This is a genomic window from Bacteroides sp. 14(A) (assembly GCF_000526555.1).
Classification (GTDB): domain Bacteria; phylum Bacteroidota; class Bacteroidia; order Bacteroidales; family Bacteroidaceae; genus Bacteroides; species Bacteroides cellulosilyticus.
In genome coordinates, this window is the sequence record NZ_JAGH01000005.1 from 787,307 (window position 1) to 811,683 (window position 24,377).

General features: G+C 40.7%; 13 protein-coding genes. 9 read left to right on the forward strand and 4 right to left on the reverse strand.

Annotated features, from left to right (window positions below):
- Positions 1–10: 10 nt before the first annotated feature.
- From K429_RS0126205 to K429_RS0126245, 9 genes are all read left to right on the forward strand, one after another.
- Positions 11–2,419, forward strand: a complete 2,409-nt coding sequence (locus K429_RS0126205) for an ABC transporter permease (protein WP_029328688.1) — start codon at positions 11–13, stop codon at positions 2,417–2,419.
- Positions 2,420–2,430: 11 nt separating this feature from the next.
- Positions 2,431–4,809, forward strand: coding sequence for an ABC transporter permease (locus tag K429_RS0126210; protein WP_029328689.1), 2,379 nt, complete (start codon positions 2,431–2,433; stop codon positions 4,807–4,809).
- Between the two features lie 1,003 nt (positions 4,810–5,812).
- Positions 5,813–8,134, forward strand: coding sequence for an ABC transporter permease (locus tag K429_RS0126215; RefSeq protein WP_029328690.1), 2,322 nt, complete (start codon positions 5,813–5,815; stop codon positions 8,132–8,134).
- 16 nt (positions 8,135–8,150) lie between these two features.
- On the forward strand, positions 8,151–10,469 hold the full coding sequence (locus K429_RS0126220) for an ABC transporter permease (protein ID WP_029328691.1): 2,319 nt from the start codon (positions 8,151–8,153) through the stop codon (positions 10,467–10,469).
- Positions 10,470–10,494: 25 nt separating this feature from the next.
- Positions 10,495–12,909, forward strand: a complete 2,415-nt coding sequence (locus K429_RS0126225; protein ID WP_029328692.1) for an ABC transporter permease — start codon at positions 10,495–10,497, stop codon at positions 12,907–12,909.
- Between the two features lie 146 nt (positions 12,910–13,055).
- Positions 13,056–15,452: an ABC transporter permease gene (locus K429_RS0126230; protein ID WP_029328693.1), complete on the forward strand. Its 2,397-nt coding sequence runs from the start codon at positions 13,056–13,058 to the stop codon at positions 15,450–15,452.
- 5 nt (positions 15,453–15,457) lie between these two features.
- Positions 15,458–17,743 carry an ABC transporter permease gene (locus K429_RS0126235; protein ID WP_029328695.1) on the forward strand — a complete coding sequence of 762 codons (2,286 nt, stop codon included), beginning with the start codon at positions 15,458–15,460 and terminating at the stop codon, positions 17,741–17,743.
- 30 nt (positions 17,744–17,773) lie between these two features.
- Positions 17,774–18,448 carry an ABC transporter ATP-binding protein gene (locus tag K429_RS0126240; RefSeq protein WP_007218531.1) on the forward strand — a complete coding sequence of 225 codons (675 nt, stop codon included), beginning with the start codon at positions 17,774–17,776 and terminating at the stop codon, positions 18,446–18,448.
- A gap of 147 nt (positions 18,449–18,595) precedes the next feature.
- Positions 18,596–20,923: an ABC transporter permease gene (locus tag K429_RS0126245; RefSeq protein ID WP_029328697.1), complete on the forward strand. Its 2,328-nt coding sequence runs from the start codon at positions 18,596–18,598 to the stop codon at positions 20,921–20,923.
- On the opposite strand, the gene K429_RS0126250 is transcribed toward K429_RS0126245, so the two are convergent.
- From K429_RS0126250 to K429_RS0126265, 4 genes are all read right to left on the reverse strand, one after another.
- Positions 20,910–21,509, reverse strand: a complete 600-nt coding sequence (locus K429_RS0126250; protein ID WP_029328698.1) for an aminotransferase class IV family protein — start codon at positions 21,507–21,509, stop codon at positions 20,910–20,912. The genes K429_RS0126245 and K429_RS0126250 overlap by 14 nt on opposite strands.
- The gene (locus K429_RS0126255) at positions 21,493–22,497 is read right to left on the reverse strand and encodes an aminodeoxychorismate synthase component I (RefSeq protein WP_029328699.1); all 1,005 of its coding nucleotides are present in this window, start codon (positions 22,495–22,497) and stop codon (positions 21,493–21,495) included. The genes K429_RS0126250 and K429_RS0126255 overlap by 17 nt, the downstream gene beginning before the upstream one ends.
- A gap of 42 nt (positions 22,498–22,539) precedes the next feature.
- Positions 22,540–23,226 (reverse strand): hypothetical protein, encoded by a 687-nt coding sequence (locus tag K429_RS0126260; RefSeq protein ID WP_007662546.1) that lies wholly within the window; start codon positions 23,224–23,226, stop codon positions 22,540–22,542.
- A 130-nt stretch (positions 23,227–23,356) separates the two neighbouring features.
- Positions 23,357–24,238: a hypothetical protein gene (locus tag K429_RS0126265; RefSeq protein WP_029328701.1), complete on the reverse strand. Its 882-nt coding sequence runs from the start codon at positions 24,236–24,238 to the stop codon at positions 23,357–23,359.
- Positions 24,239–24,377: the final 139 nt, after the last annotated feature.

Here is a 24,377-nt window from a genome sequence, read left to right on the forward strand (position 1 = left end):
AGACTGAAATATGAAAACACTCAAATACGCCTGGCGCTTCCTGATACGCTCCAAGTCATATACGATCATTAATGTCATTGGTCTGGCACTCAGCCTGGCATGTACCATCATATTAGTACGCTACATTCACCGTGAGTTGCAAGTGAACACGCACTGCACCCATGCTGAAAGGACTTTTATCCCGCTACGGGAAATTGATGGCAATGTATTCCCTGGCAGTGTGAATAAAGACAGTGGTGCGGATACGGCTTACTACGCTCCCGAAGCCATAGAAAAGAGAAGTTACTTCATCACACTGGACAATGACAATGTAACCATCGATGAGAAACCTTATACCGTCCAAGCATTGGTAGCAGACACAGCATTCTTGCACTTCTTTCACTACCCATTGAAAGGTAAACACATAGAAGCGCCTGAAGAAGTACTCATTACCCGTCAGTTTGCCAAACGTGTGTTCGGAGATAAGAATCCTATAGGACAAACGATGGGATACTCCGGAGGCAAGCTCTTGACGATCTGTGGTATATTGGAAGAACCGGCATGCAAATCTTCGCTAACATTTGATATACTGATAAATCTGGAACTGAAAACCAGAAGAGAGTGGAGCAAAATGTATATAGAAATCCTGCGTTTTATGCCCGGAGTAGATGTAGATGCCATTAATGCTATCAGCCATGTGAAGCGACAAACAGAATGGGGATATATGGTGAGTTACGACTTTATTCCTGTCAGTCAACTCTACTGGAATAAGGGATTGGCTGCCATGGCCGATCAACCGAATATGTGGCATTACAGCAGTCGTTCGCACATTCTGGTACTTATGGGAGTATGCCTGTTATTATTGCTGGCAGGCATACTAAACTTCGTCAACATCTATCTGGTTTTTATGCTGAAACGTTCCAAGGAGTATGGTATCAAGAAAGTATTCGGCATCCGTGGACGTGCACTCTTTCTCCAGTTATGGACGGAAAATATGTTGATGATCGTCATCTCGCTGCTGCTGGCCTGGTTCTTTATCGAAATATTTTCGGGATATGCCAGCAGGTTGCTGGGCAGCGATGTACCTTATACGGCTTTCGACTGGCAACTGTCGCTCGGTGTGCTGGTGCTTTTGCCACTACTCACTACTGTATATCCTTTTATCAAATACAATTATCTGCCACCCATCGTGTCCATACGTTCCATCGGAAGTTCACGGCATTCTGTCGCTACACGTACGGTTTTCCTGTTTATCCAGTATAGCATCACTCTTTTGCTGATAGTCCTCTCTCTGTACTTCAGCAGCCACCTCCGTTTCCTGCAAAACACCCCTCCGGGATTCAATACGGAAGGTATACTTTATGCTAATCTGATTCCTACCCCCAAGAGCTGGGGAGGTGAAAGTGAAGCCGAAAGAAAACAGCGCTGGCAGAATACGACTACCATCCGGCAAAAGCTGGATGAATGTCCTTTCATAGAACGGTGGTTCTGTGGCGATCCCTCGCAAAGTGGCATCCTCAGTAGCGGAGGCAGTACGACACTTATTAATGATAAAGACGTGAAGCTAAATATGATGGTGATGTATATACCGGCGGATTTCTTCAAGCTGTATGAACTGCAAGCAGTACAAGGTACATTGCCGGGGAAAGTGGAGGCAAAGGATTATTCAGAGAATGTAGTTGTCATGAATGAGGCAGCTTTGAAAGCATTCGGTTATACGAAGCAGGAAGAAGCATTCGTAAGAGGAGAACAGGCACTCTGGATTACTTCCTCAATGGACGGAAAAATAGTAGAAGGCGGCCTGTCTTTGATGCCTGTAGGAACTGTCATCAAAGATTACTATACCGGCCATCTTACAGCCGGAAAGAAACCCGTGGTATACATCGTGACACCCGGTTACGGTGGAGCACAATTCCAAATAGCCTGTAAGGCCGGTAAGGAAAAGGAACTTATCAAATATTTGCAAGACACAAGAGAGGAGATTTTTCATGCGGAAGAGTTCGACTATCACTGGCTGAAAGAAGATGTTCAGGCCCTGTATGACGACGACCGCCGTGTAGCAACCGTGTTTACATTGTTTGCCACCATCTCTATTTTTGTCTCGGCATTGGGATTATTCGGACTTTCCTTATTCGACATCCGCCAACGCTACCGCGAGATAGCCATCCGCAAAGTGAATGGGGCACAATTGAAAAACCTGTATTCCGTTCTATTCCGCAAGTATATATGGGTGATAACCGGTGCAGCATTGCTGACCATACCTTTATCTTATTATCTGATATACATCTATACACGGGATTTTATAGTGAAAGCTCCTGTTAGTATATTCATCTACCTGATTGCTATATTAGTGGTGGCAGGCATTTCGTTGGGAACATTGTTCTGGCAGGTGAATAAAGCAACCCGCATCAATCCGGCAACAATCATGAAAGCAGAATAAAGAGGTTAGTTATGATACACCATTATTTAAAAATAGCATATCGGAATCTGTTGAAGTACAGAACGCAAAGTATCATCAGTATCATCGGACTGGCAATCGGTCTGGCATGTTTTGCACTGTCTACATTCTGGGTGCAATATGAAATGACTTATGATGATTTCCATAAGGATGCAGAACGCATTTATTTGGTACGAATGGACGATTGCCACTTTGGAGGGCACTACTCTGACTTTGTGCCCTACGCGTTGGGGAATCATTTAAAAACGACTTACACTGAAATAGAAGATTTCTGTGCATCAGGTCAGAATACTCTATTCATTAAAAATGGGAAACAGATTACGGAATATCCGATGTTAATGCCTGATACAACTTTCATCCGTATGATGGATATAAAAGTTCTGGAGGGTGACAACCAATTCTTTTTATCCACCTCACCGGAAAAGAGCGGGATAGCCATTACAGAAAAAGCTGCTCAAGACTTGTTCGGTACTACCAGAGTGATTGGAGAGACCATAACAGACAATAACCGTCGGTACGAGTATCGCATAAGCGCCATTGTCAGCGATTGGGGAGAGCATTCTAACTTTAAATATGCTTTTATGGGGCGTACCAATAATGATACTTCATGGGATAACGCCAATTACAGGATGCTGATAAAAATAAAGCCCGGAACAAATGTGGATGTACTTTTAGAAAAAATGAATCAGCACTTTCCGGATGAACTCAAAAAGAACAGCTATGGTGTAACCGGATATACACGTTTCTATCTGGAGCCCATTACCTCACTGCGTTATGCGGATGAATTTATTCGTGGAAACGAACAAATAGTACGGTTCCGTTACATTGTTTATTTCTCCATCACAGGAGTGCTTATCATTCTGTGCGCATTAATCAACTATTTAACGATTTATATCGACTGTTTTCGCTCGCGTAAACGGGAAATGGCACTACGCAAAGTGAATGGAGCATCCGAACGTTCGTTATTGGCATTACTTAGTACGGACTTTCTATTTACTATTCTATTGGCTTCACTCTTAGGGATGTTCTTCGTGGAATTACTAAAACCCTGGTTCTTGCAATATTCCATGATTGTCGATACAGATATATCCATTTATGGGAATTGCATATTATACGTCGCAGGTATGTCAGTATTGGCTTTTATAGTGGCGCTATGTTCTGTTTACCTATTCCGCCGTCACTCATTGCAGAATACACTTCATAGTACTCAAATGAGTATAATGGGACATATATGCCGTAAGGGAAGCATTGTAATACAGCTTGTTGTTTGCCTTACATTTATACTTTGTACTGTCATTATGCAAATGCAACTTTATCATTTGCGTAATGTAGATATGGGAATGGATTATCGGAACCGTGCTTCCCTGGGCATCTGGATGAATGTGGACATGAATGTATGGGCAGAGAAGATAAAAGCGTTACCCATGGTAACTGAAGTTGTACGGCCTGTTTACTGGCCGCTCATCAGTATGGGTTCTTATTCAGCTTTTGAGGTAGATTCCTGGGACGGATTGAATGGGACAACTGAAAACCCAATGGGTATAGATGAGATTCTGGCAGGAGAGGAGTTCTTCAAATTCTATAACATGCAACTGGTAGCAGGAGAATGGATATCGGATAAGTCGGATATCCGTGAAGTTAATATCATGGAAACGACAGCACGCACTATGGGATGGACACCTGAAGAAGCTATCAGCAAACACATCTTTTACTGCAATAAAGAAGTGGAACCTATGACTGTGATCGGAGTCATAAAAGACTGTGCGTACAGGTCGCCTTCCAAGGACCTGCCTCATACTGTATTTGTCAATACCAATAAATCACAGTGGATGTGGTCGCGTTGCTTTGTCCTCTTCAAGTATAAACCGGGAACCTGGGAAGAATGTCGTCGTAGCATCGAGGAAATGCAGCAAGCTGAACTTCCCGACCGCAAATTATTTCTGGACAGCGAGGAAGAACGATATAATAAGTATCTGCAATCAGAAGATGCATTATCCAGTCTATTGGGATTCTCTGCAATTGTTTGTATCCTGATATCTATATTCGGCATATATTCATTGGTATCATTGACATGCGAACAACGCCGGAAAGAAATAGCTATCCGCAAAGTAAATGGGGCTACCATCAGCAATATCCTGAGCATCTTCTTTAAAGAATACGCAATGCTATTGATCGTATCTTCATTGATAGCTTTCCCTGCCGGTTATACTATTATGAAGCACTGGATAGAGACGTACAATCGTCAGGTAAGTATAGGAACATTACCGTTCATCCTCATTTTTGCAGGGATAGCAATGGTTATCACCATAAGTATCAGCTGGCGCGTATGGCAGGCAGCACGGCAGAATCCGGCGGAAGTGATTAAAGAATAAAAACGATTTGTCCTTTGGGAGTATAAAATTATAAGAAGCAATGTCGTGATGCAGAACTAGCAATCTCGTAATGTGGAATATTGCTAGTTTTGCATCACGACATTGCTTCTTATGTTCCGTTTAAGGCAGGGGTTGACTATGCCTTGACTTACCATAATATTTCTCACGTGCTTTTATTCAATAAATATAACAAATCCAAGACTAATAAAAGGCTTGTTAGGGTTCAAAATAGGGTCAGGGTCACTTATAGCCCCATTTGCAGGTGATTTTTAATTCCACTAGTCAATATTGCATTGATATACAGATAGTTGATTTTAGACGGTTTTTGCAAAAAACAAATTCCCGTAGATTCGAAATATTGTAATGCGAACGATTCTTTATGAGTAAATGTTTGATACAAAAAACAGAAAAGTGAAGCAAAAGTAATAAAGAGTGGATTATAAAATCTGATTCCTTGGTAATTTGACGCCATATCAGTGCTTTTATTTTACACCCACTTAAAATATTCTATTCATTTGAGCAGAATTTGGGGGTATAAGTGACCCTGACCCTATTTTGAACCCTTAACACCACATATTTCTTTCTATTTTTAGACTATAAAACACTGATATACAATAGTTAGTCCATCATCAAGGAGTGTATTCATGAGTGCATCTAATGCATGGTTTTTTAGAGAAAAGTAGAAGCATCTTCCCGATTATTAAAAGAGAAAAAACGCTACACCTGTTCACAGCTAGATTATTACTTCATCAAAAGTTAAGAAGTTATAGTCAGAGCCTATAACTATTCTTTGTGATTTTAAATGTACCATTTGTGCGAATATGCACTATTTTTGTGCAGTATAGCACACTAAAGCAATATTACTAAAACAAATATTTACCTGAAAAACAATCTGTTATAACTTTGGCACGAGATTTGAATCTTAATCTAAAAAAGAAATTCACTTTGATATATAATCTTGTGAATGGCATCAGTAAAATAATGCGTGAACTAATATATAGCTATGATACAGCACTTTTTCAAGATAGCATTTCGTAATATACTGAAATACAGAACACAAAGCATTATCAGTATTATAGGTCTGGCAGTAGGATTTACTTGTTTCGCCCTTGCAAATCTATGGATACATTATGATACTACGTATGATGCTTACCACGAAGGAGCCGACCGGATGTACATCCTCTGCAAAGAAAATATATTTGGAACAAGCGGGTATTCCACTTATATGCCATATCCGGCATCAACGGTGCTGAAAAACGACTTTCCTGAAGTGGAAGCCGCATGCGCATATACCAGATGGACAAAAGCAACGGACATAAAAGTAGACGGTCAACCCGCAGTAGAAGTTCATGAGATGCAGGCGGACTCTTGTTTCATGAACATGTTCGGAATTTCCATTCTATCCGGTAACATGGACTTTATGTATTCAGATGACAAGATAGCTTTAACAGAAGACGTCGCAATGCGTTTATTTGGCACCACGGATGTACTGGGCAAAGAAGTAAAAAACTACAATGATGATCCTAAAACAGTTTGTGCTCTTCTTTCAGACCTTCATCACAGCAATCTTTCATTTGGCTCTTGGGGCCAGGGCAAGTACTTCCGCAGCTGGCAGGATGAATGGGGGAATGGAGGTTTTGAGATAATTATTAAATTGCACGAAGGAACTGATGTTGCAGCTTTCCAGAAGAAATTAGCTGTACATGAAGCTAAAGCTGATCCGCGAGATCCTCATCGGGTATTTGAAAACGTCCGATTGATACCACTCATCCAATATCATTATTCACCGATTAATCAAACTAAATCCATCAAGCTATATTATTTGATACTATTTTCCGTAGCTGGCGGATTGGTCATTCTTTGCTCATTATTCAATTATCTTTCTTTGTTTATTACCCGTATGCAGATGCGTAGCCGTGAGATAGAATTACGCAAAGTATGTGGATCCTCCATTGGAGGGATGTTTATTCTGTTTATTGTAGAATACCTATACATCATATTCTCATCAGGAATATTGGGCATGGCTTTGATTGAAATCGTTTTACCTGCTTTTAAAGAGATATCAGGAGTATCCGGAAACATTTATGGAGAATCACTTCTTTATTTTATTGGGATTCTTTTGTTATCATTGCTTCTGTTGGTACCATTCGTCATCAGACGCTCACGCATCCGGAATACCGTAAACAGATACATGCTCCGTAAAGCAAGCATTACATTCCAGTTAGTAACAGGAATTCTTGTCACATTCTGCATGATAGTCATAATGAAGCAAATCTACTATCTTACGAATACGGATCTGGGATGGGAAAGAAAAAATATAGCTTCTATCAATCTTTTATATCCGGATAAAGATTTTGAAACCATTGCTGATAAGATAAAGCAATTCTCATGCACAAAAGAGGTCATAACCGGACATTGTTGTTTATTGCCCAAGTCATCAGGTTTTTCACAAAGCTTCAAAAATTGGGATGGGAAAGAAGATGGTATGAAAAGCATAGATATGCTGAGTTTGTGGAATTGTGAAAAGATCGTATCTTTCTACAATCTGCAACTGCTGGAAGGGGAAATGGTAAAACCAACAGAAACTAATAAAATCATGATTAACGAGTCGGCAGTAAAAGCACTTGGAATGAGTGAACCGATTGGAAAGAAGCTTTATCTGGATAATAGAGCATGGACCATTACAGGCATAATCAAAGACTTCCACATCACAGCTCCAACAGAACCGGTACAGCCTTATACTCTAATTACAGAAGATATTCTTAAAAACTCCGGATTTTCGATAGGGAAAGGACAAATACTAATCAAGTTTCATGATGGTAAATGGAAAGAACTTAAAAATCGGATAGATAGCATATTCACTTATGAATATCCGGAAGTGCGATATAAGTTATATAATACAGAAGAGGAGTATACCGGTTATCTGAAATCAGAAGATGCACTGATAAAGTTACTGAGTTTTATCGCTATTGTTTGTATGCTGATCGCCGCTTTCGGCATATTCTCTCTTGTTACACTAAGTTGTGAACAACGGCGCAAAGAAATAGCTGTACGCAAAGTGAATGGAGCTGCCATTAAAGATATTCTTCTTATGTTTGTGAAGGAATATATGCTCTTACTGATTATAGCATCTGTCATCGCATTCCCTGTAGGGTATGTGCTGATGAAGCGTTGGCTTGAAAACTATGTAGAACAGACAGTTATCAGTGCCTGGATATATTTTGCTATATTCGGTGGCATAATGATCGTTATTTTTGCATGTATCGGTTGGCGCGTATGGCAGGCTGCACGGCAGAATCCGGCAGAAGTGATAAAAAGTGAATAATAGAAAAATCAAAGACATGATACAGCATTATTGCAAGATAGCATTTCGTAATATACTGAAATATAAAATACAGAGTATTATCAGTATTATAGGTTTGGCAGTAGGATTTACTTGCTTTGCACTCTCAAATCTGTGGATACACTACGAAATAACGTATGACAAATTCTACGAAGGTGTGGAACGAACTCATTTACTTTATCAAGAAGCCACTTTTAGTGAATCAACATTCAGCACATACAGTTCATATATGTTAGCTACTACACTTCGGCAAGAATTTCCGGAAGTAGAAGCCGCATGTGCAGTTTACCAAAGAGAAACAGGGCTGAAAACCAAAGAGGGGAAAACGGCAAAAGTTAATTGCATGTATGCTGACTCCACATTTTTAGAGATGTTCCAACCTACCTCCATATTATCCGGAAGCATGGAATTCCTTTATTCTGATAATAAAATTGCATTAACAGAGGAGACTGCTATGTCATTATTCGGTTCAACAGAAGTTTTGGGACAAGAGATAGAGACAGATGATACACCTAAGACAGTCTGTGCCATTCTGAAAAATGTAGAGAGACATAGTAATCTCTATTTTGCCGCATGGGCAATGTCATCACAATTTCAAAAAGTAAAAAGCGAATGGGGAGTACATAGATTTCAAACCTACGTTCGGCTACGTAAAGGAATGGATGCTACATCTTTTCAGGAAAAAATGAAGAACTACGAATCCGGAAACCAATGGTATCCCAAACCTCTCGAAAAATATAAGATAATTCCATTAACCCAATACCATTACTCTGCCATAAATGAAAAACTGACCCTTAAATTCAATTATTTAGTACTTTTCTCCATAGCAAGCGGCATGATTATACTTTGCGCATTGTTCAACTATCTCTCCTTGTTTATCACCCGTATGCGCACACGAAACCGGGAAATTGAATTAAGAAAAGTCTGTGGTTCATCCATTCGGAATTTATTCATACTTTTTGGTACTGAATATTTATTTGTGCTGCTTTTATCCGGTCTTTTAGGAATGACGTTTATCGAATTATCGCTTCCGAAATTCAGAGAGCTGTCCGAAATTAATGGAAATATTTATGGAGAATCATTCCTCTACTTTACAGGTATTCTTTTCATATCCTATATCCTATTAATACCTTTTATTGTCCGCCGATACTACAGGCAATCCGGCAACCTATTCCTGTTCCGTAAATGCAGCATAGTATTCCAATTGATAATATGTATCTTATTTATCTTTTGCGTAAGCATTCTTATGAAACAACTCAATCATTTGGCAAATGGTGACATTGGTTGGGAAAGAAAGAATACAGCAGTATTAAGACAATATGTTTCTCCGGAATCTTATGCTGCCGTCAGTGCCGAAATAGATAAGATGCCATGTATTGTAGAGACACTGAAAGGATGTGAACCTTTATTTCCAAGATATAGTACACTGACTTACAGGATAAACAGCTGGGAAGGAAAGAAAAGCACGGATAAGGAAGATAGAGTAGATATCATCTGCATAAGAGAAGGGAGGGAATTTATCAATTTCTACAACCTGAAACTAATAGAAGGTGAAATGCTAAAACCGGATGATGCGGATAAGGCTATCATCAACGAGACTTGTGCAAGAAGATTAGGCTTAGATGATCCGATAGGTAAGAAAATCAATATTCACCAAGGAGTTACAATCGTCGGAATTGTAAAAGACTTCCATATCACAGCACCTACAATCCCGGCAGCACCTACTTTATTCTGCAATAAAGGAGGTCTGGGAGGTTCCGATTCCGATGCCAACTATGGTGATATATTGATAAAATATCGCGCAGGAACATGGGAGGATCTTAAAAAGCGAGTAGATGATGTATATGCCAAAATCTCAACTGGCAATAATGAATATCATTCTCTTCTCAATATAGAAGAGGAATATTCTAAGTTCCTGAAATCCGAAACGTTATTATTGAAGCTGCTTGGCTTTGCCTCAATTATTTGCGTACTCATTGCCGCTTTCGGAATATTCTCTTTCATTACGCTAAGTTGCGAGCAGCGGCGCAAAGAAATAGCCATCCGCAAAGTAAATGGAGCGTCTGTAAAAGAAATACTTGCTATGTTTGTAAAAGAGTACTTTATATTACTCGTTGCAGCATCAGTGATGGCATTTCCTATAGGATACGCTTTGATGAAAAAATGGCTGGAAAGTTATATAGAACAAACAACAATCAGTGCATGGATATATCTGGCTATATTTAGTGGGATAGGTTTACTTATTCTGTTATGCATTGGCTGGCGGGTATGGCAGGCAGCACGGCAGAATCCGGCAGAAGTGATAAAAAGTGAATAAATACATATATAATACGCCATAAAAAATGTTACAACACTATTTTCAAATAGCAATACGTCATTTGCTTAAATACAAAACGCAAAATCTTATCAGTATCGTAGGATTAGCAGTGTGTCTGCTTTGCTTCAGTATATGCATGTATTGCAGTCGTTTCTTTCTAAGTATTGACCAATGTTTTGAAAATCATGATCATATTGCCGATATTGTTTTAAAGAGTTCAAACGGGGAGTTCTTCTCCGGAACTCCTGCTACGGTCTTTGAGCAATTGCAGGATATACCATTGAATGAAGTGGACATTTTAACACACATCGCTAATGCTGATCCACGTCCATACAATATAGAAATGAAAGACGGAAAGGAATATCCATTTACTGAAATGTCAACTATCGAAATTGATTCTTGTTTCCGCCAAGTATTCACTCCGAAGATTATAGCCGGTTCCTGGGATGTTGCTGTCCATACTCCCAATGCTATTATTATGATGGAAAGCACCGCACGCAAGGTTTTTGGTGAAAATGGTGATCCGATCGGTAAACGTATGGTACTGACCCAAAAACTAATGAGTTCACCAGATGCTACCCCAAATTCAGGTGGCACTGTCTATACCATCCAGGCAATCATAAAAGATATACCACAAAATAACAGCTTGAATTTTTGCAATAGAATTGATTTATTAGTGCTAAATGATAGTGAAGGTTTGTTCCAGAGTGAAAGTAGAAAGTTTACGACCGGTTGCTCCACTTTCGCTTTATTGCATAAAGGGAAAAGTGTACAACAACTGGAGGATCATCTTCGCGAACTGAATCTATCCAGCGATGCATTCCCTGATAATACGATTTGTGCAACTGCATTGGGGAAGGGAGCCTATAGTGCAACCTTCAGCCCTTACTTTATCAGTGTTACCACTGCATTAGGAATACTAATTTTACTTATCGGCCTTCTTAATTTTTTCCATTTCCTTACCGGCTCATTTCTTAACCGTAGCCGCGAATATAGTCTCCGTAAGGTATTAGGAAGCAGTAACTACCAACTGTTATCACAGCTTTTCATTCAATCGGCACTGATTATCTTATTAGCCTTTCTGATTACTTTTTGTTTAATTGAACTACTGGCTCCCTTTTTTCATCTTACGTTAGTAGTATTTACATTGGAAATAGACAAAACATCACTAATGAAGCAATGTTCCGAATATCTTATACTGATATTTCTACTGAATTTGCTCATTTGTACACTGACTGTTGCATATACCCATCGCATATCTATTCAAGAAGGGATCAAAGGCAATGTCAGACGTATGAGCAAACATTTTATACGGAACACTATGCTGTGCATTCAATTTTTCATCTGCTGGATATTCGTCACATTGGCAGTATCCCTTTATCTACAAACAGAGAAAACAACCTCCACGCTTTTTGGCACTCTTTCAAAAGAAGAGAAAGAATGTATTCTCAGTATTCCTCTGAACTACACCTTCATGAAAAATGAAGAGAAACTTGCCATTACAGAACGTATAGCACAACATTCGGGTGTGCAAGAGAAATTATTGTCAAATAACAATTATGCCGGTGGAATTTCTATTACCGGATTCCAATCTGAAGAGAACAACAGGGATTCTAATATCAACAGTAGTTTCATATATGCAGCTCCCAATTTTTTCCATTTCATGAATATTCCTCTGTTGAAAGGCAATAATCTGCAAAACAATACAGAAATGGTAATTGATGACGTTTTAGAAAAACGGATTCCCAAACCTATTTTAGGCAACATCTTGTATAACTTTAACGGTGGCTATACCGTCAAAGGCATTACATCTTCATTTATAACCAATGTATATTTCCAGAGCGAGAGTCTTTTCCGAAGTGAGGGTATGGCTTTCTTGCCACTTAAAATGGAAGGATCCATAGAATATTGCTACATTAAATGCCTGCCAGCTCAAGTAAAAGCCGTAGAAGAGTATGCATCCCAAGTGCTCCGTGAAGCACTTCCATACACTTTGTCCCCACAAATCAGTACGCTGCAACAAGATTTGGAAGAAATACAAGGATTGGAATCGAAAATGAAGAACATCATCCTATTTTTTGCAATAGTAAGTGTAATCATTACTTTACTGGGAGTATATTCAGCCATTACCCTTGATACTGAACACCGATGCAAAGAAGTAGCCATCCGTAAAGTTAATGGTGCGGGACTATGGCAAATACTTTATCTGTTCTTGCGCATGTATGTCCGGATATTAGTAATAACAGCAGTGATTGCATTTCCACTGCTATACACAATACTGCAATTATGGAAACAAATGTATATTGTCTTTTTCGATGACGGTTTCTGCTTCTGGATTTGCATATTTATTGGGATAGTTCTCATGACTTTACTTACTGTCATATTCCGCATTTTGAAAATTGCAAAAATAAATCCGGTGGATATAATAAAGACCGAGTAAGTATAGAATTCATGTGCGGATATGCACTATTTTTGTGCACTATAGCACACTAATACTCTATAACAAAAACCAGTATATCATTAATAAATAGAAAGTTACATACTTGGCATAAGTTTTGAATATATAAAATATAAAATGTATATACCATGATATTCCATTATCTCAAAATAGCATTCAGAAACTTGTGTAAGCATAAGACACAAAATATCATTTCCATCATCGGATTAGCAGTAGGTTTGCTCTGCTTCTGTGTCTGCATATATTGCAGTCGCTTTGTAGAAACTACAGACCATTGTTTTACTAATCATGATCGCATAGCAGAATTAAATCTCTATGACGGCAAGGCAGACAGATATTTTTCCGGTTCTCCGGTTCCTCTGGCCGAAGATTTGCGTACATGGTCTTTGGGAGAAACGGAAGCCATTTCATCCGTAACCTATCCTCGCGAACGCCCTTATTATGTAGAGTTATCTCCGGAAAAGATGCTACCTTATGAACTTGAAACGATTGAAATAGATACTTGCTACAATAAAATCTTCACTCCGGAAATGGTAGCAGGACATTGGAAAATGGCAAGTCAGTCTCTTAACTCCGTCATCCTGAGCCAATCTATGGCCATTAAAATATTCGGTAATGCAGAAAGTGCTATCGGCAAACACATGACTCTCATGAGAAGGCTCAATACTTCTCCTGAAAGCACCCCGAAAACAGGAGGTATCGTCTACACCATTCAAGCAGTAATGAAAGATATCCCTCTGAACAATAGTTTGGATTTTATGCAAAACATAGATATGCTGACCGTAAACGATAGTGAAGGACTTCTGCAAAGTCCCAAACGGCATAACATGACGGGAGCAAATACCTACGTGCTGTTATCACCACAAACTACATGTACCGATTTAGAAAAGCAATTCTCAAAAAGAGGCTATACTTATACTTTGTATGGCGAAGCTTACACTGTCACTGCCAGTAGTATGGGAGCCAGATTGAAAAAACAAGGTGCTTCCTATCTGGGATTAGTTACCGGAACTGTAGGTACACTGATATTATTAGTAGGGCTGATCAATTTTTTCCATTTCCTTATCGGTTCTTTCTTCAATCGTACTAAAGAATACAGTATCATGAAAATGATAGGATGCAACTGGAAACAACTTTTCTGTTTACTATTCACACAGTCATTGATCGTCATATCCATATCCTCCATACTGGTATTATCAGGCATAGAATTATTGGGGAATCACATGAATTTCTCTTTGCCGGGCTTTGCAATGGCCTTTACCTCTGAAACGCTTTTAATACATGCTCTGCAATATATCGTTCTTCTTATCATACTCTGCGTCCTTATATGTTTGTCTGTCTCCATTCGTATTCGTCGCATTACCGTGCAAACAGGTATTTATGGAAACAATAAACGTAGAGGTAAGCAATGGGGACGTAACCTTATGCTGGGTATCCAGTTCTTTATTTGCTGGGTATTTGTATCCCTGACAGCTGCTTTATATCTGCAAGCAGAGAAAACGACCAATAGTTTAATCCATACGCTAAGTCAAAAAGAAAAATCGGAGATTCTTAGTATTCCTCTGGACTATCCCTTTATGAAGAATGAAGAAAAGTTGGCGTTGATAGAGCGTTTTAAACAACATGCCGGAGTGAAAGAAATTCTGTTATCAGATGTCGGTTATATGCAAGGAATGTCGGGCAATGGATTAACGACCGAAAAGGGAAATGAGAACTCCTGGATTGATATTAGTGTCATGGCTGTACCCGCCAATTTCTTCTCTTTCATGAATATTCCCATAGAACAAGGAAGACTTCCTCAAACGGAAAAAGATATTGTGGTAGACAATGTCTGGCAGGAGATGCAGAAGAAAGATGTAATCGGTATGAACTTGTATAGCGGTAATACCGACTACACAATCTGTGGAATATCCACACCTTTTCAGGCCAATGTATATAACCGAAGTAGTGGATATGCTTTCCTCCCTTATGATTCTTCAGTCTACATAGGTCATTGCTACATAAAGAGTCATCCGGGCCAGCAAAAAGAAGTAGCCCGATGGATTGAGAAAGTCTACCGCGAGATGCTTCCAGAAAATATAACTTATCAGGCTAAAACATTCCTGGATGATATCCATGTTTTGCAGGCTCTTGAGTATAATCTGAAGGACATCATTTTGTTCTTTGCTGTTATCAGCATTATTATCACACTATTAGGTGTATACTCCAGTATCACGCTCGATACAGAACGACGTCAGAAAGAAGTTGCTATCCGTAAAGTAAATGGGGCAGATGTTCCGCAGATTATCCTGTTGTTTGCCCGTCTTTATATTATCTTGTTATTGTGTAGTGCCATCGTTGCATTCCCGCTTGTATATGTTGTATTGATGTTATGGAAACAAATGTATACGGTATTCTTTGACTGCGGTCTGCTTTTCTGGCTCTGTATCTTCTTGATTGTTACTTTTATTACAGGCTTTACAATACTTTTCCGTATCTTGCGGATAGCAAAAACGAATCCGGCGGAGGTAATTAAAAACGAATAAGAACAATGGTATTACATTATTTGAAAGTTGCTCTACGGAATCTGCTGAAGTACAAGACTCACAGTTTCATTTCCGCCCTTTGCCTGGCAGTGGGAATCGTATGCTATACCATTGTATGCTTTTTCATGCAGGAATGGAGCAAACTTGAAAACTTACCAGACAGCGAGCGACGGATAAGAATAACAGTCAACCAGAAACAAAGTCCTTTTTTTCGAACCAGTGAAATAAAGCGACTGGAAGAGCAATCTATCAGTGGTTTAGAATGCCTGACCATACAATCCTTTAACAATTCTACGGAAATAGAAGTCATCGATAACGAACAACGTAATTTACCTTTTCTAATAGGTTATAGAGGGGTTAACAGTAACTTTTTCTCCTATAACAACAGAAAATTGCTACATGGCAGCCGACTTCCCGAAGCACCTGATGAAGTGATATTATCCCATAAATTTGCAAGTAAAGCATACGGCACTGCAAATCCTATTGGAACAACCATACGCCTTGCTAACCCACAAAGTATAGCTGAAAATACAATACAGAGCTTTAAAGTCGTGAATGTAGTGGAAGATAACGGACTGCAAGACCCCAAAGTCGATTGTTATTTCTCCTATAAAATCATGACTTATGACGCCTTGAGTGTAAAAGGTTATCTATCGTCTAAGGCAACTATGGAAATGCTAAACAAAAGTTTACAGTCCATAACGTGGCAACGGAATGAGGACACCGTACACCCTTACGCAGCGTTCAGTATGCGGCAGGACAAAGAACTGACAATGGTGCAGTATCTGATACTATTCATAGCCTCACTTATCCTGGTTTCAGGGCTAATTAATTTCCTTAAGTTCATCATTCAGATGTTCTATAATCGTCAGCGTGAAGTGGCGCTTCGCAAATGTATGGGATCTGAGATAAAAGGACTGTTCCTGCTCCTTTTTGCTGAAGTATTTTGGATGATGTCCACCGCATTTCTTTTATCTCTGTTTTTAACGGAACTCATGATAAATCTTGCGAAGATATACATTCCAAGCCATGATATGCCTGACTTACCCTTGTCATCTATCTATGTTGTACAGTTTCAAATATATATTGCACTTCTGATGATCTGTATGCTCGTAATATGGTTTCCTATCCGCCGTTTACGGCAAGTGAGCATAATCAGCCAAATCAGCAATAACCGTAGCCGTCATATTTTCCGTTCGATTATGATGTGGTTGCAGTTAGGCATTGCCATTTTCTTTGTGGGCAGTACACTCGGCGTCAATATGGTGTGGCACGAAGTGTTCGGTCGAGCATACAATCCGCTTACATCCGAAGAAGAAGAAAATATCATTTCCCTGAAGGTGAACAGCCAACGTATGTGGCAGCACATAAACCCTATATTATCTGATATTCAAGCATTACCGGAGTGTATAGAGACACTAACCATGACAGATGATTTGCAAAGTGGAAATCATTTTATGCGCACCTATAAGAAAGCTGACCAATCGGAGGTCATGATTGCCATAGCAGAGGGAGCTCCGAGTTACTTTAAATTCCTGAACATCCCATTGCAAGGAAAAGAAGTAAATGGAGATGCAGAAGGTACCGTTTATGTCAGTGAGGCTTTCAGACTCCAATTGGATAAGGACAACGTGCAAGATAGAGTAGAGATTGAGGGCCAGAGTTACCGTATCATCGGTATCTTTAAAGAGCTCTATAAAGAAACTCAGGGAAGAGCAACCATCGGTTCGGTATTTTTCCCCAGCAACCATTTCAGGTATTTCTATGTCAAGCTGGCACCGGGTACAAACGCTACCAAAAGTATCCGGCGCATCACTGATATCTGTCGTAACTACGTACCCACAACCTTGCCTCTTGAAATCCGTTCCCTGTCCGATAACAAACAAACGATGATGGGATCGATGTATATGACACAAGTGGCGATGACAATCCTGGCCATTGTAAGTATACTATTAGTTGTACTGAGCATCTATTCGGCCATCTCCATGGACACAGTCAGCCGACAGAAGGAAATAGCCATTCGTAAAATCAACGGAGCTACCCCATGGGTCATTGCCGGTATATTCAGTAAAGCTTATCTGGTGATTTTCCTGCTGGCTTTTGCGGTTGCTTATCCTTTGGTACGACTGATGCTGCTATCAATAGGCGAAGGTACAGTGAAATGTATACAAGGCTGGGATTGGGGAATTCTGTTATTCTTCAGCGTAGCCTTCATGATATTCCTCACCACCGCATATAAAATTTACCGGATCATGCATATCAATCCGGCCGAGATAATAAAAAATGAATAAACAATATTACTAATTAAAATTATCACTATTATGATTAAAACAGTAAACCTGCAGAAAATCTTCAAGACAGAAGAAGTGCAAACATGGGCTTTGAACAATGTGAACATCGAAGTGAAAGAAGGCGAGTTCGTCGCAGTCATGGGACCTTCCGGTTGCGGTAAATCTACATTGCTGAATATCCTCGGCTTGCTCGATAATCCTTCCGGTGGAGAATACTACCTCAATGGAAAGGAAGTATCCAAATACACCGAAGCACAACGTACCAGCCTGCGTAAAGGCGTCATTGGTTTCGTATTCCAAAGCTTCAACCTGATTGACGAACTGAACGTATACGAAAACATCGAACTGCCGTTGCTCTACATGGGCATTCCTTCCGCCGAACGCAAACGTCGCGTGGAAACAGCTATGGAACGCATGGCCATTACACACCGAAGCAAACACTTCCCACAGCAGCTCTCCGGTGGTCAGCAGCAACGTGTAGCCATTGCCCGTGCCGTAGTAGCCAATCCAAAGCTGATCCTTGCCGATGAGCCTACCGGTAATCTGGACTCCAAGAACGGTAAGGAAGTGATGGAACTGCTGAATGAACTGAACAAAGAAGGAACCACCATCGTCATGGTAACCCACTCACAGCACGATGCCGGTTTTGCAGGACGTATCATTAATCTGTTCGACGGACAGGTGGTGACAGAGGTGAGTCTGTAAACGTTTCTTTACTCTGTCAAGTCCTGTCATCCTGGGCAAGATCGAAGAATCTCATCTCTACAACCTTGTGTCAAGAGAAGATATCTTTCGACAAGCCCAGGGTAACAGATTGACCTACTTTTCAAATAACATATCAAGATATTAAACATGTACATTCTGAAGTTTGTCCTGCGTAGCTGGTGGCGAAATAAATTGTTCGTCACTATTTCTCTTGTCAGTCTGGTTATCGGTATCGCCTGCACCAACCTACTGACAGCCTTCGTCCTATACGAATACAACATTGAGTATAACAACCCCAACCGTGACCGTATCCTCCGGCTGACACAAACACTACCTTTCGCACAACAAGAAATGCAGGGAACATTCGTATACCACGAATCTGTCCCCGAAATCATCTCACAATTCCCTGAGATAGAAGCTTCACTACGCACACAAGCCATCACTCACACAAAAATCCGTGTGGGCGACCAAGAATATTCCGAACTGAACCTGCTATCGGCAGACAGCACATTGCCCAAGTTTATCCCCATCGAAACCCTTGCAGGAAAAATAGAAGAAGTATTGACTCACCCGGGAACCATTGCCATCAGCCAAGCTCTGGCCGAACGTTGTTTTGGTACCACCGATTGCCTCGGCAAGCTGCTGGATATCCCTCAATCCGGCGAAAGTGCCTACCGTATCGCCGCCGTCTTCCGCCTGCCACCGCAAAGCATGTTGCAGGCAGACTTGCTCACGCATCTAAAAATTCCCGAAGGAACCACCTGTTCGATACTTCTCAAAGAAGGAACAGACCTCAACGCCTTTCGCCAACGCTTCGAGACAACCGAACTTCCTACTTTATTAGGCAAAGGGTATTACCGTACCCAGACTTTACAGGAATCCTATTTTACCACTACCACACAAGATAGCAACCAGTGTATCGAGCATCGGCAAAAGGCCCTGTTAAGCGTCGGACTGCTATCTGCTTTATTAATCTTGTTCATCGGTTGCTTCAACTATATCAACCTCAGTTTTTCACGCTTATTGAAGCAAATACGCACCTTACACATTGAAAGCCTTTTAGGTGCAAGCCACCGTCAAATCCGTTGGCAACTCTTTGCCGATACTTTCCTGATGGTGATTACAGCGTTCTTGTTATCCATTCTGTTGATGAGCGACCTGTTAGCAGTATTCAATGCAACAATATCCGCACATCTGTCGTTCTCCTATCTTTTCTCCGTTCAGGTATTCCCTGTTATCCTGCTGTTTGTCATCATTCTATCCGTTGTTCCGGCAGAATACATGAGCCGGAAGATACAGACCTTGTCCGAAAGCCGTTACCGCAGCTTCTTTACAGGTCGTAAGAAACAGCGCATTGTAGCAGCACTGGTCACCTTACAATTCATGATTTCTATCGGACTGCTAAGTGCTTTTATGATAATCCGTAGCCAAATGGACCTGATAGAGCAGGAGGGAAGCCGCTACAAAGGAATCGTTGAGTTTGGAATCGGCGACTCCCGGCAATCCCCTTTATCTACTTGGATAGAAGACATTAAATCCATCCCCGGAGTGAAGTCTGTTGTATCTTCTCAATCAGGCCTTTATACCATGAGTATGGCCGTTCCCCGCCAAAATGGTGAGAAGAATGATCTTCTGATGCTTGAACTTTATGAAAACTGTCCGGACTTCCTGGATATATACGATTTCGACTTACTGGATGCCAAACAAACATTCCATTTATTACTCCGTACCTCTGTGCCGGTCATCATCAACGAGTCCTTCATTCGCTATCTTGTGCCCGAAGGAAAAGACCCGGTGGGACAACCGATCTCTAAATACGTGCCCGAAAAGAGTGAGAAAGGTACTATTATCGGCGTCATGAAAGATTTCAAGAAATATTCGCTCACAAACAATGTGTTTCCACTGAGAATGATTCTGCACGAAATGCCCCAAGATAACTATACCACATTGACCTTACAGTTTGACGAACAAGATCGCATAGCAGTTATCAATCATCTTCGCGGATTATGGGAAAAGAAATACCCCGGTACTCCATTCAATTATGAAGACCCTTATCAGGTACTGATCTCCAATAATCAGGAAGTCACCGACTTTTCCCGCATCCTGCTGATGTATGCATCAATCAGTTTGTTCCTCACACTGTTCGGATTGTTCGGCATCACCCATTATGCTATCCAGCAACGTATACGCGAAATAGGAATTCGGAAAATTCACGGTGCATCATTCGGGCAAATATTATGGCTTGTCAACCGCCCGTTCCTGTACTACATAGGTATAGCGTTTATACTCATTGTACCCCTGGTCTGCTATCTGATGAATTATTGGCTGCAACAATTTGCTTACCATGTACACATTGGTATCCTTCATTTCCTGCTTCCTTTGTTCTTCACTGTCTGCATCACCCTGCTCACAGTATGCCTGAACAGTTATCGGGCAGCAAGAAATAATCCGGTAGATAGTATCAAATACGAATAACCGTATCCCGGTTAATCTCCAGAACCAGAGACTGAAAATCAATCATCGCATTAAATAAAGCGATATGTGAATAGGAGGAAATCTCATCTGACGGAATATCACATTCCGTCAGTACCCCCTGTTCCAACAGCAATGCACGTTTTGTGCCTTTCAATAAGGGAGTCCTCGGTGTATACCAGACTCCCTCTTTTTCTAACGCCACATTAGCAATGGAAGTATCCGTCAAAAGATTGTTTCTGACAATCAATACATCATCCTGATTGCCGCGCAGGGCATACAATGCTTCCAGTTCCTTCCGTTCCGTACTTTTGTAGCGATAATCAATCGTATCCGAACCGACTAACCGGAGCGAACGTACAGTCCTCATTGTATAAGCGGAAAATGCCACTTCACGTACTTCTCTGCCATAAACTACCCGGCATTTATAAAAACCGCTTTCAGGACAATCTCCTGTATAATCCAGAATATCTAGTTGATCCGCCATTCCGAAAACCGCCTGTCTCGTCTCATTCATCCTACGGTTGTGATGGGCAAGGTTCTGCAACTTACCGTCACGTACTTGTATCGTTTCAATAAATCGGCACATATATTTTCTGTTTCATTTCTTCATATTCACTGCGGGCGTCACTCTTGAAAGTAATGCCACCACCGCTTTTAAAATACATTCCGTCCGCCTCTTGCTCCACAAAACGTATCATCACGGCACTATCCATATTGTTTCCATCGAAATATCCGATTATTCCCGTATAAAATCCCCGTTCATATCCTTCAGCTTCACGAATAATCTGCATCGTCTTCTTTTTGGGTGCACCGGTAATAGAACCGGCAGGCAACATACTGAAAAGAATATCACCTAACTGCCGTTTGTAATCTTCTGGAAGTTCACCGCATATCTCCGAACTGGTCTGCAATATCGGTCCCCGATTTGTCTGTAACACATCTATATAGCGATAACGCTCCACCCGGACATGAGATGCTACAATACTCAGATCATTCCTGATCAGATCCACAATCGTAGCATGTTCCGCCGCTTCTTTCCCGTCGTTCATCAAGGTTTGTACGGCATCGGGCAGGGTAGCGTCTATCGTACCTTTCATGGGATAAGAGCTGATAATCCCTTTCTTTATCCGAACAAAAATCTCCGGAGAGAAAACTACAAAACGATTCTTTACCCATACTTTATATAAAGCACGGGAGTTACAATATATATCCTTTAAAGTCAGATTGGTTTGTACCGGAGTCCGGCAAGTTAAATTCGTAAGAAAGCTGTTTCCGGCAAGAATATTCTTTTTCACATGTTCGAAAGCACGACTGTATTCCTGAAAAGAAACAGGCTGTGAGATCCATTCTATCTGTTCCGGCAAACTCTCCGGAAGCAATTCATCCGTTAAACCGGCAACTGCTTCATTCGTAAATCCATTCAGGTTATATATCAACTCCTCCGGTGAGACCTCTGCCGTCTCTTCCACATAAACCTGTTCCTGCGAATAATCAATCAGAAAGACAAACGACTTTGAACAGCCTGCCAGCATATTCATGCGTGCGATTGCTTCCTGCTTACTATATAGTTTCATACATCTATCTTCGTTTAGCAGGAAGCAAAGGTAATAAAAAAACTATTTCCGTGCCGCCACTGCCAGCAATACTCCCAGCACAATGCCCAGCAATGCTGCAAACAATACGCGCATATCCGGTGGAAGCATGAAAGTAATGGTGTGTGCAGGATACCAGAAGAACGGGATTGTCTTCTTAAAAACGAAGTTCCATTGAACGTTCCAGTTCAGTCCGGTGATGATTTTCGTCATCGGAATAGGGGTGATAAGACTCTTAATAGAACCGCCGCACATCAGGATATGCGTATCTGTTATTTTATGGAAAGTCATGAATACCGGAGCAAAGATTGTGTTCATCGTTACCGATATGGCCAGCGCCACCAGCACCTTATCGAGAGACATCGCTTCACTTGTAAACGTTGCGGCAGCATTTGCCATTCCCATATACTCCATGAACTGCGGCACACCTTTTGAAAAGATAATCATAGCGGCATTGATACCCATACCGAGTATGCCCCATACCACCATGCGCGGAATAATACCGAAGCCCTTCCGGTTGTACACTCCCGCACTGATTCGTAATCCCAGCACTTCGCCCAACGAAGACAGAATGGCAAACTTCAGAAAGCTCATCACCATACCATGTTCAGCATTGAACGACTTATACCAGTCATAAACCGCGTCACTCAAAAAGAAGGGTAGAAAGACTACCACCACCAGAATAATAAACAGGAAATCTTGCTTTTTCATTGAAAAGACGTGTTTTTCATTAATAATGCGGCAAACATACTAAAAAACTTTCAATATCAAAGCAAGATGATAAGAAAAACTGTAAATCTGTAACAAAAGACATACCGTCATTCTATTCTTATTAGCAGAATCACAGTTTCAGCATCTTCTTCTCCCTTTCCAGATCGTCACCATTCAGGTGAGGGGAGGGCACCGTACACGTTTTTATATAATCCCCGCCCCGGCATGTATATTCAAAATAGACCTTTTGCTCCGGTGTCAGTTCTTCCTCGGTCAGCAGTCCGCCTTTCAGTTCTATAAAATCATCCATGCTGGTGCTATCGGAATATTTCACGAAAACAATCCGCCGGGCTATCGGATTCCGGTTATAGTCCAGACTCAGGTAAAGCCCTTTCAGCATAGACGGATAGTCGTACATGGGCAGTTGCAGATAGATGGTGAATAATGCAAGCTGCGGAGCCTCCCTTTCGTTGAAGATGATATATGCATTCTGATGATTATTTAATAACCCGATCCCCCGATGCGTTGTATTGTAAGCGCTCATATGAGTCACCTGTACATAGTCATTGTTTTCGGAGGCACTAATCAGATACGGTTCCATCTTCAGGCAATCACTCGAAGACGAAAGACTATAACTTATATATATACCACTATAATTATACACTTCCTGTGCCGAATGATTCATCTCTTCGGTCAACATTCTGACGAATGGAATTTCCTTCTGGTTACCGGTTGTCACGGGTTCCAGTTCCAGCAACTGCTCTTTCATTTCAGTAAGGTTGCCGAGCAAACGTTTCTTCGAAACATTATTCACCTGAGACAGGGCATAGTCCAATGCTTCTTCTTCCGTCATTCCTTTCTTTACCGATCTTGCAAAGGTGGGCAGCACACTTGAATAGAGAGAAGACAGCACACTGGCGGGCATATTCGTTTTGTCAGCTATATCTTTCATTTTCACCCCTTTATTACGCAGATCTTCTATCCGCTTATATATCTCTAATAGTTCCTCCATATTTTGTAAGTGTTTTTGGTTTTTAATTTGCAAAGAACACCCACTTGTGTTATATTCCGATTGCATTAATGTTACATTAATGTTACTTTATTTTCTATCCGATAATTAAATGTATTAATAATAAATATTCATTTTTTCT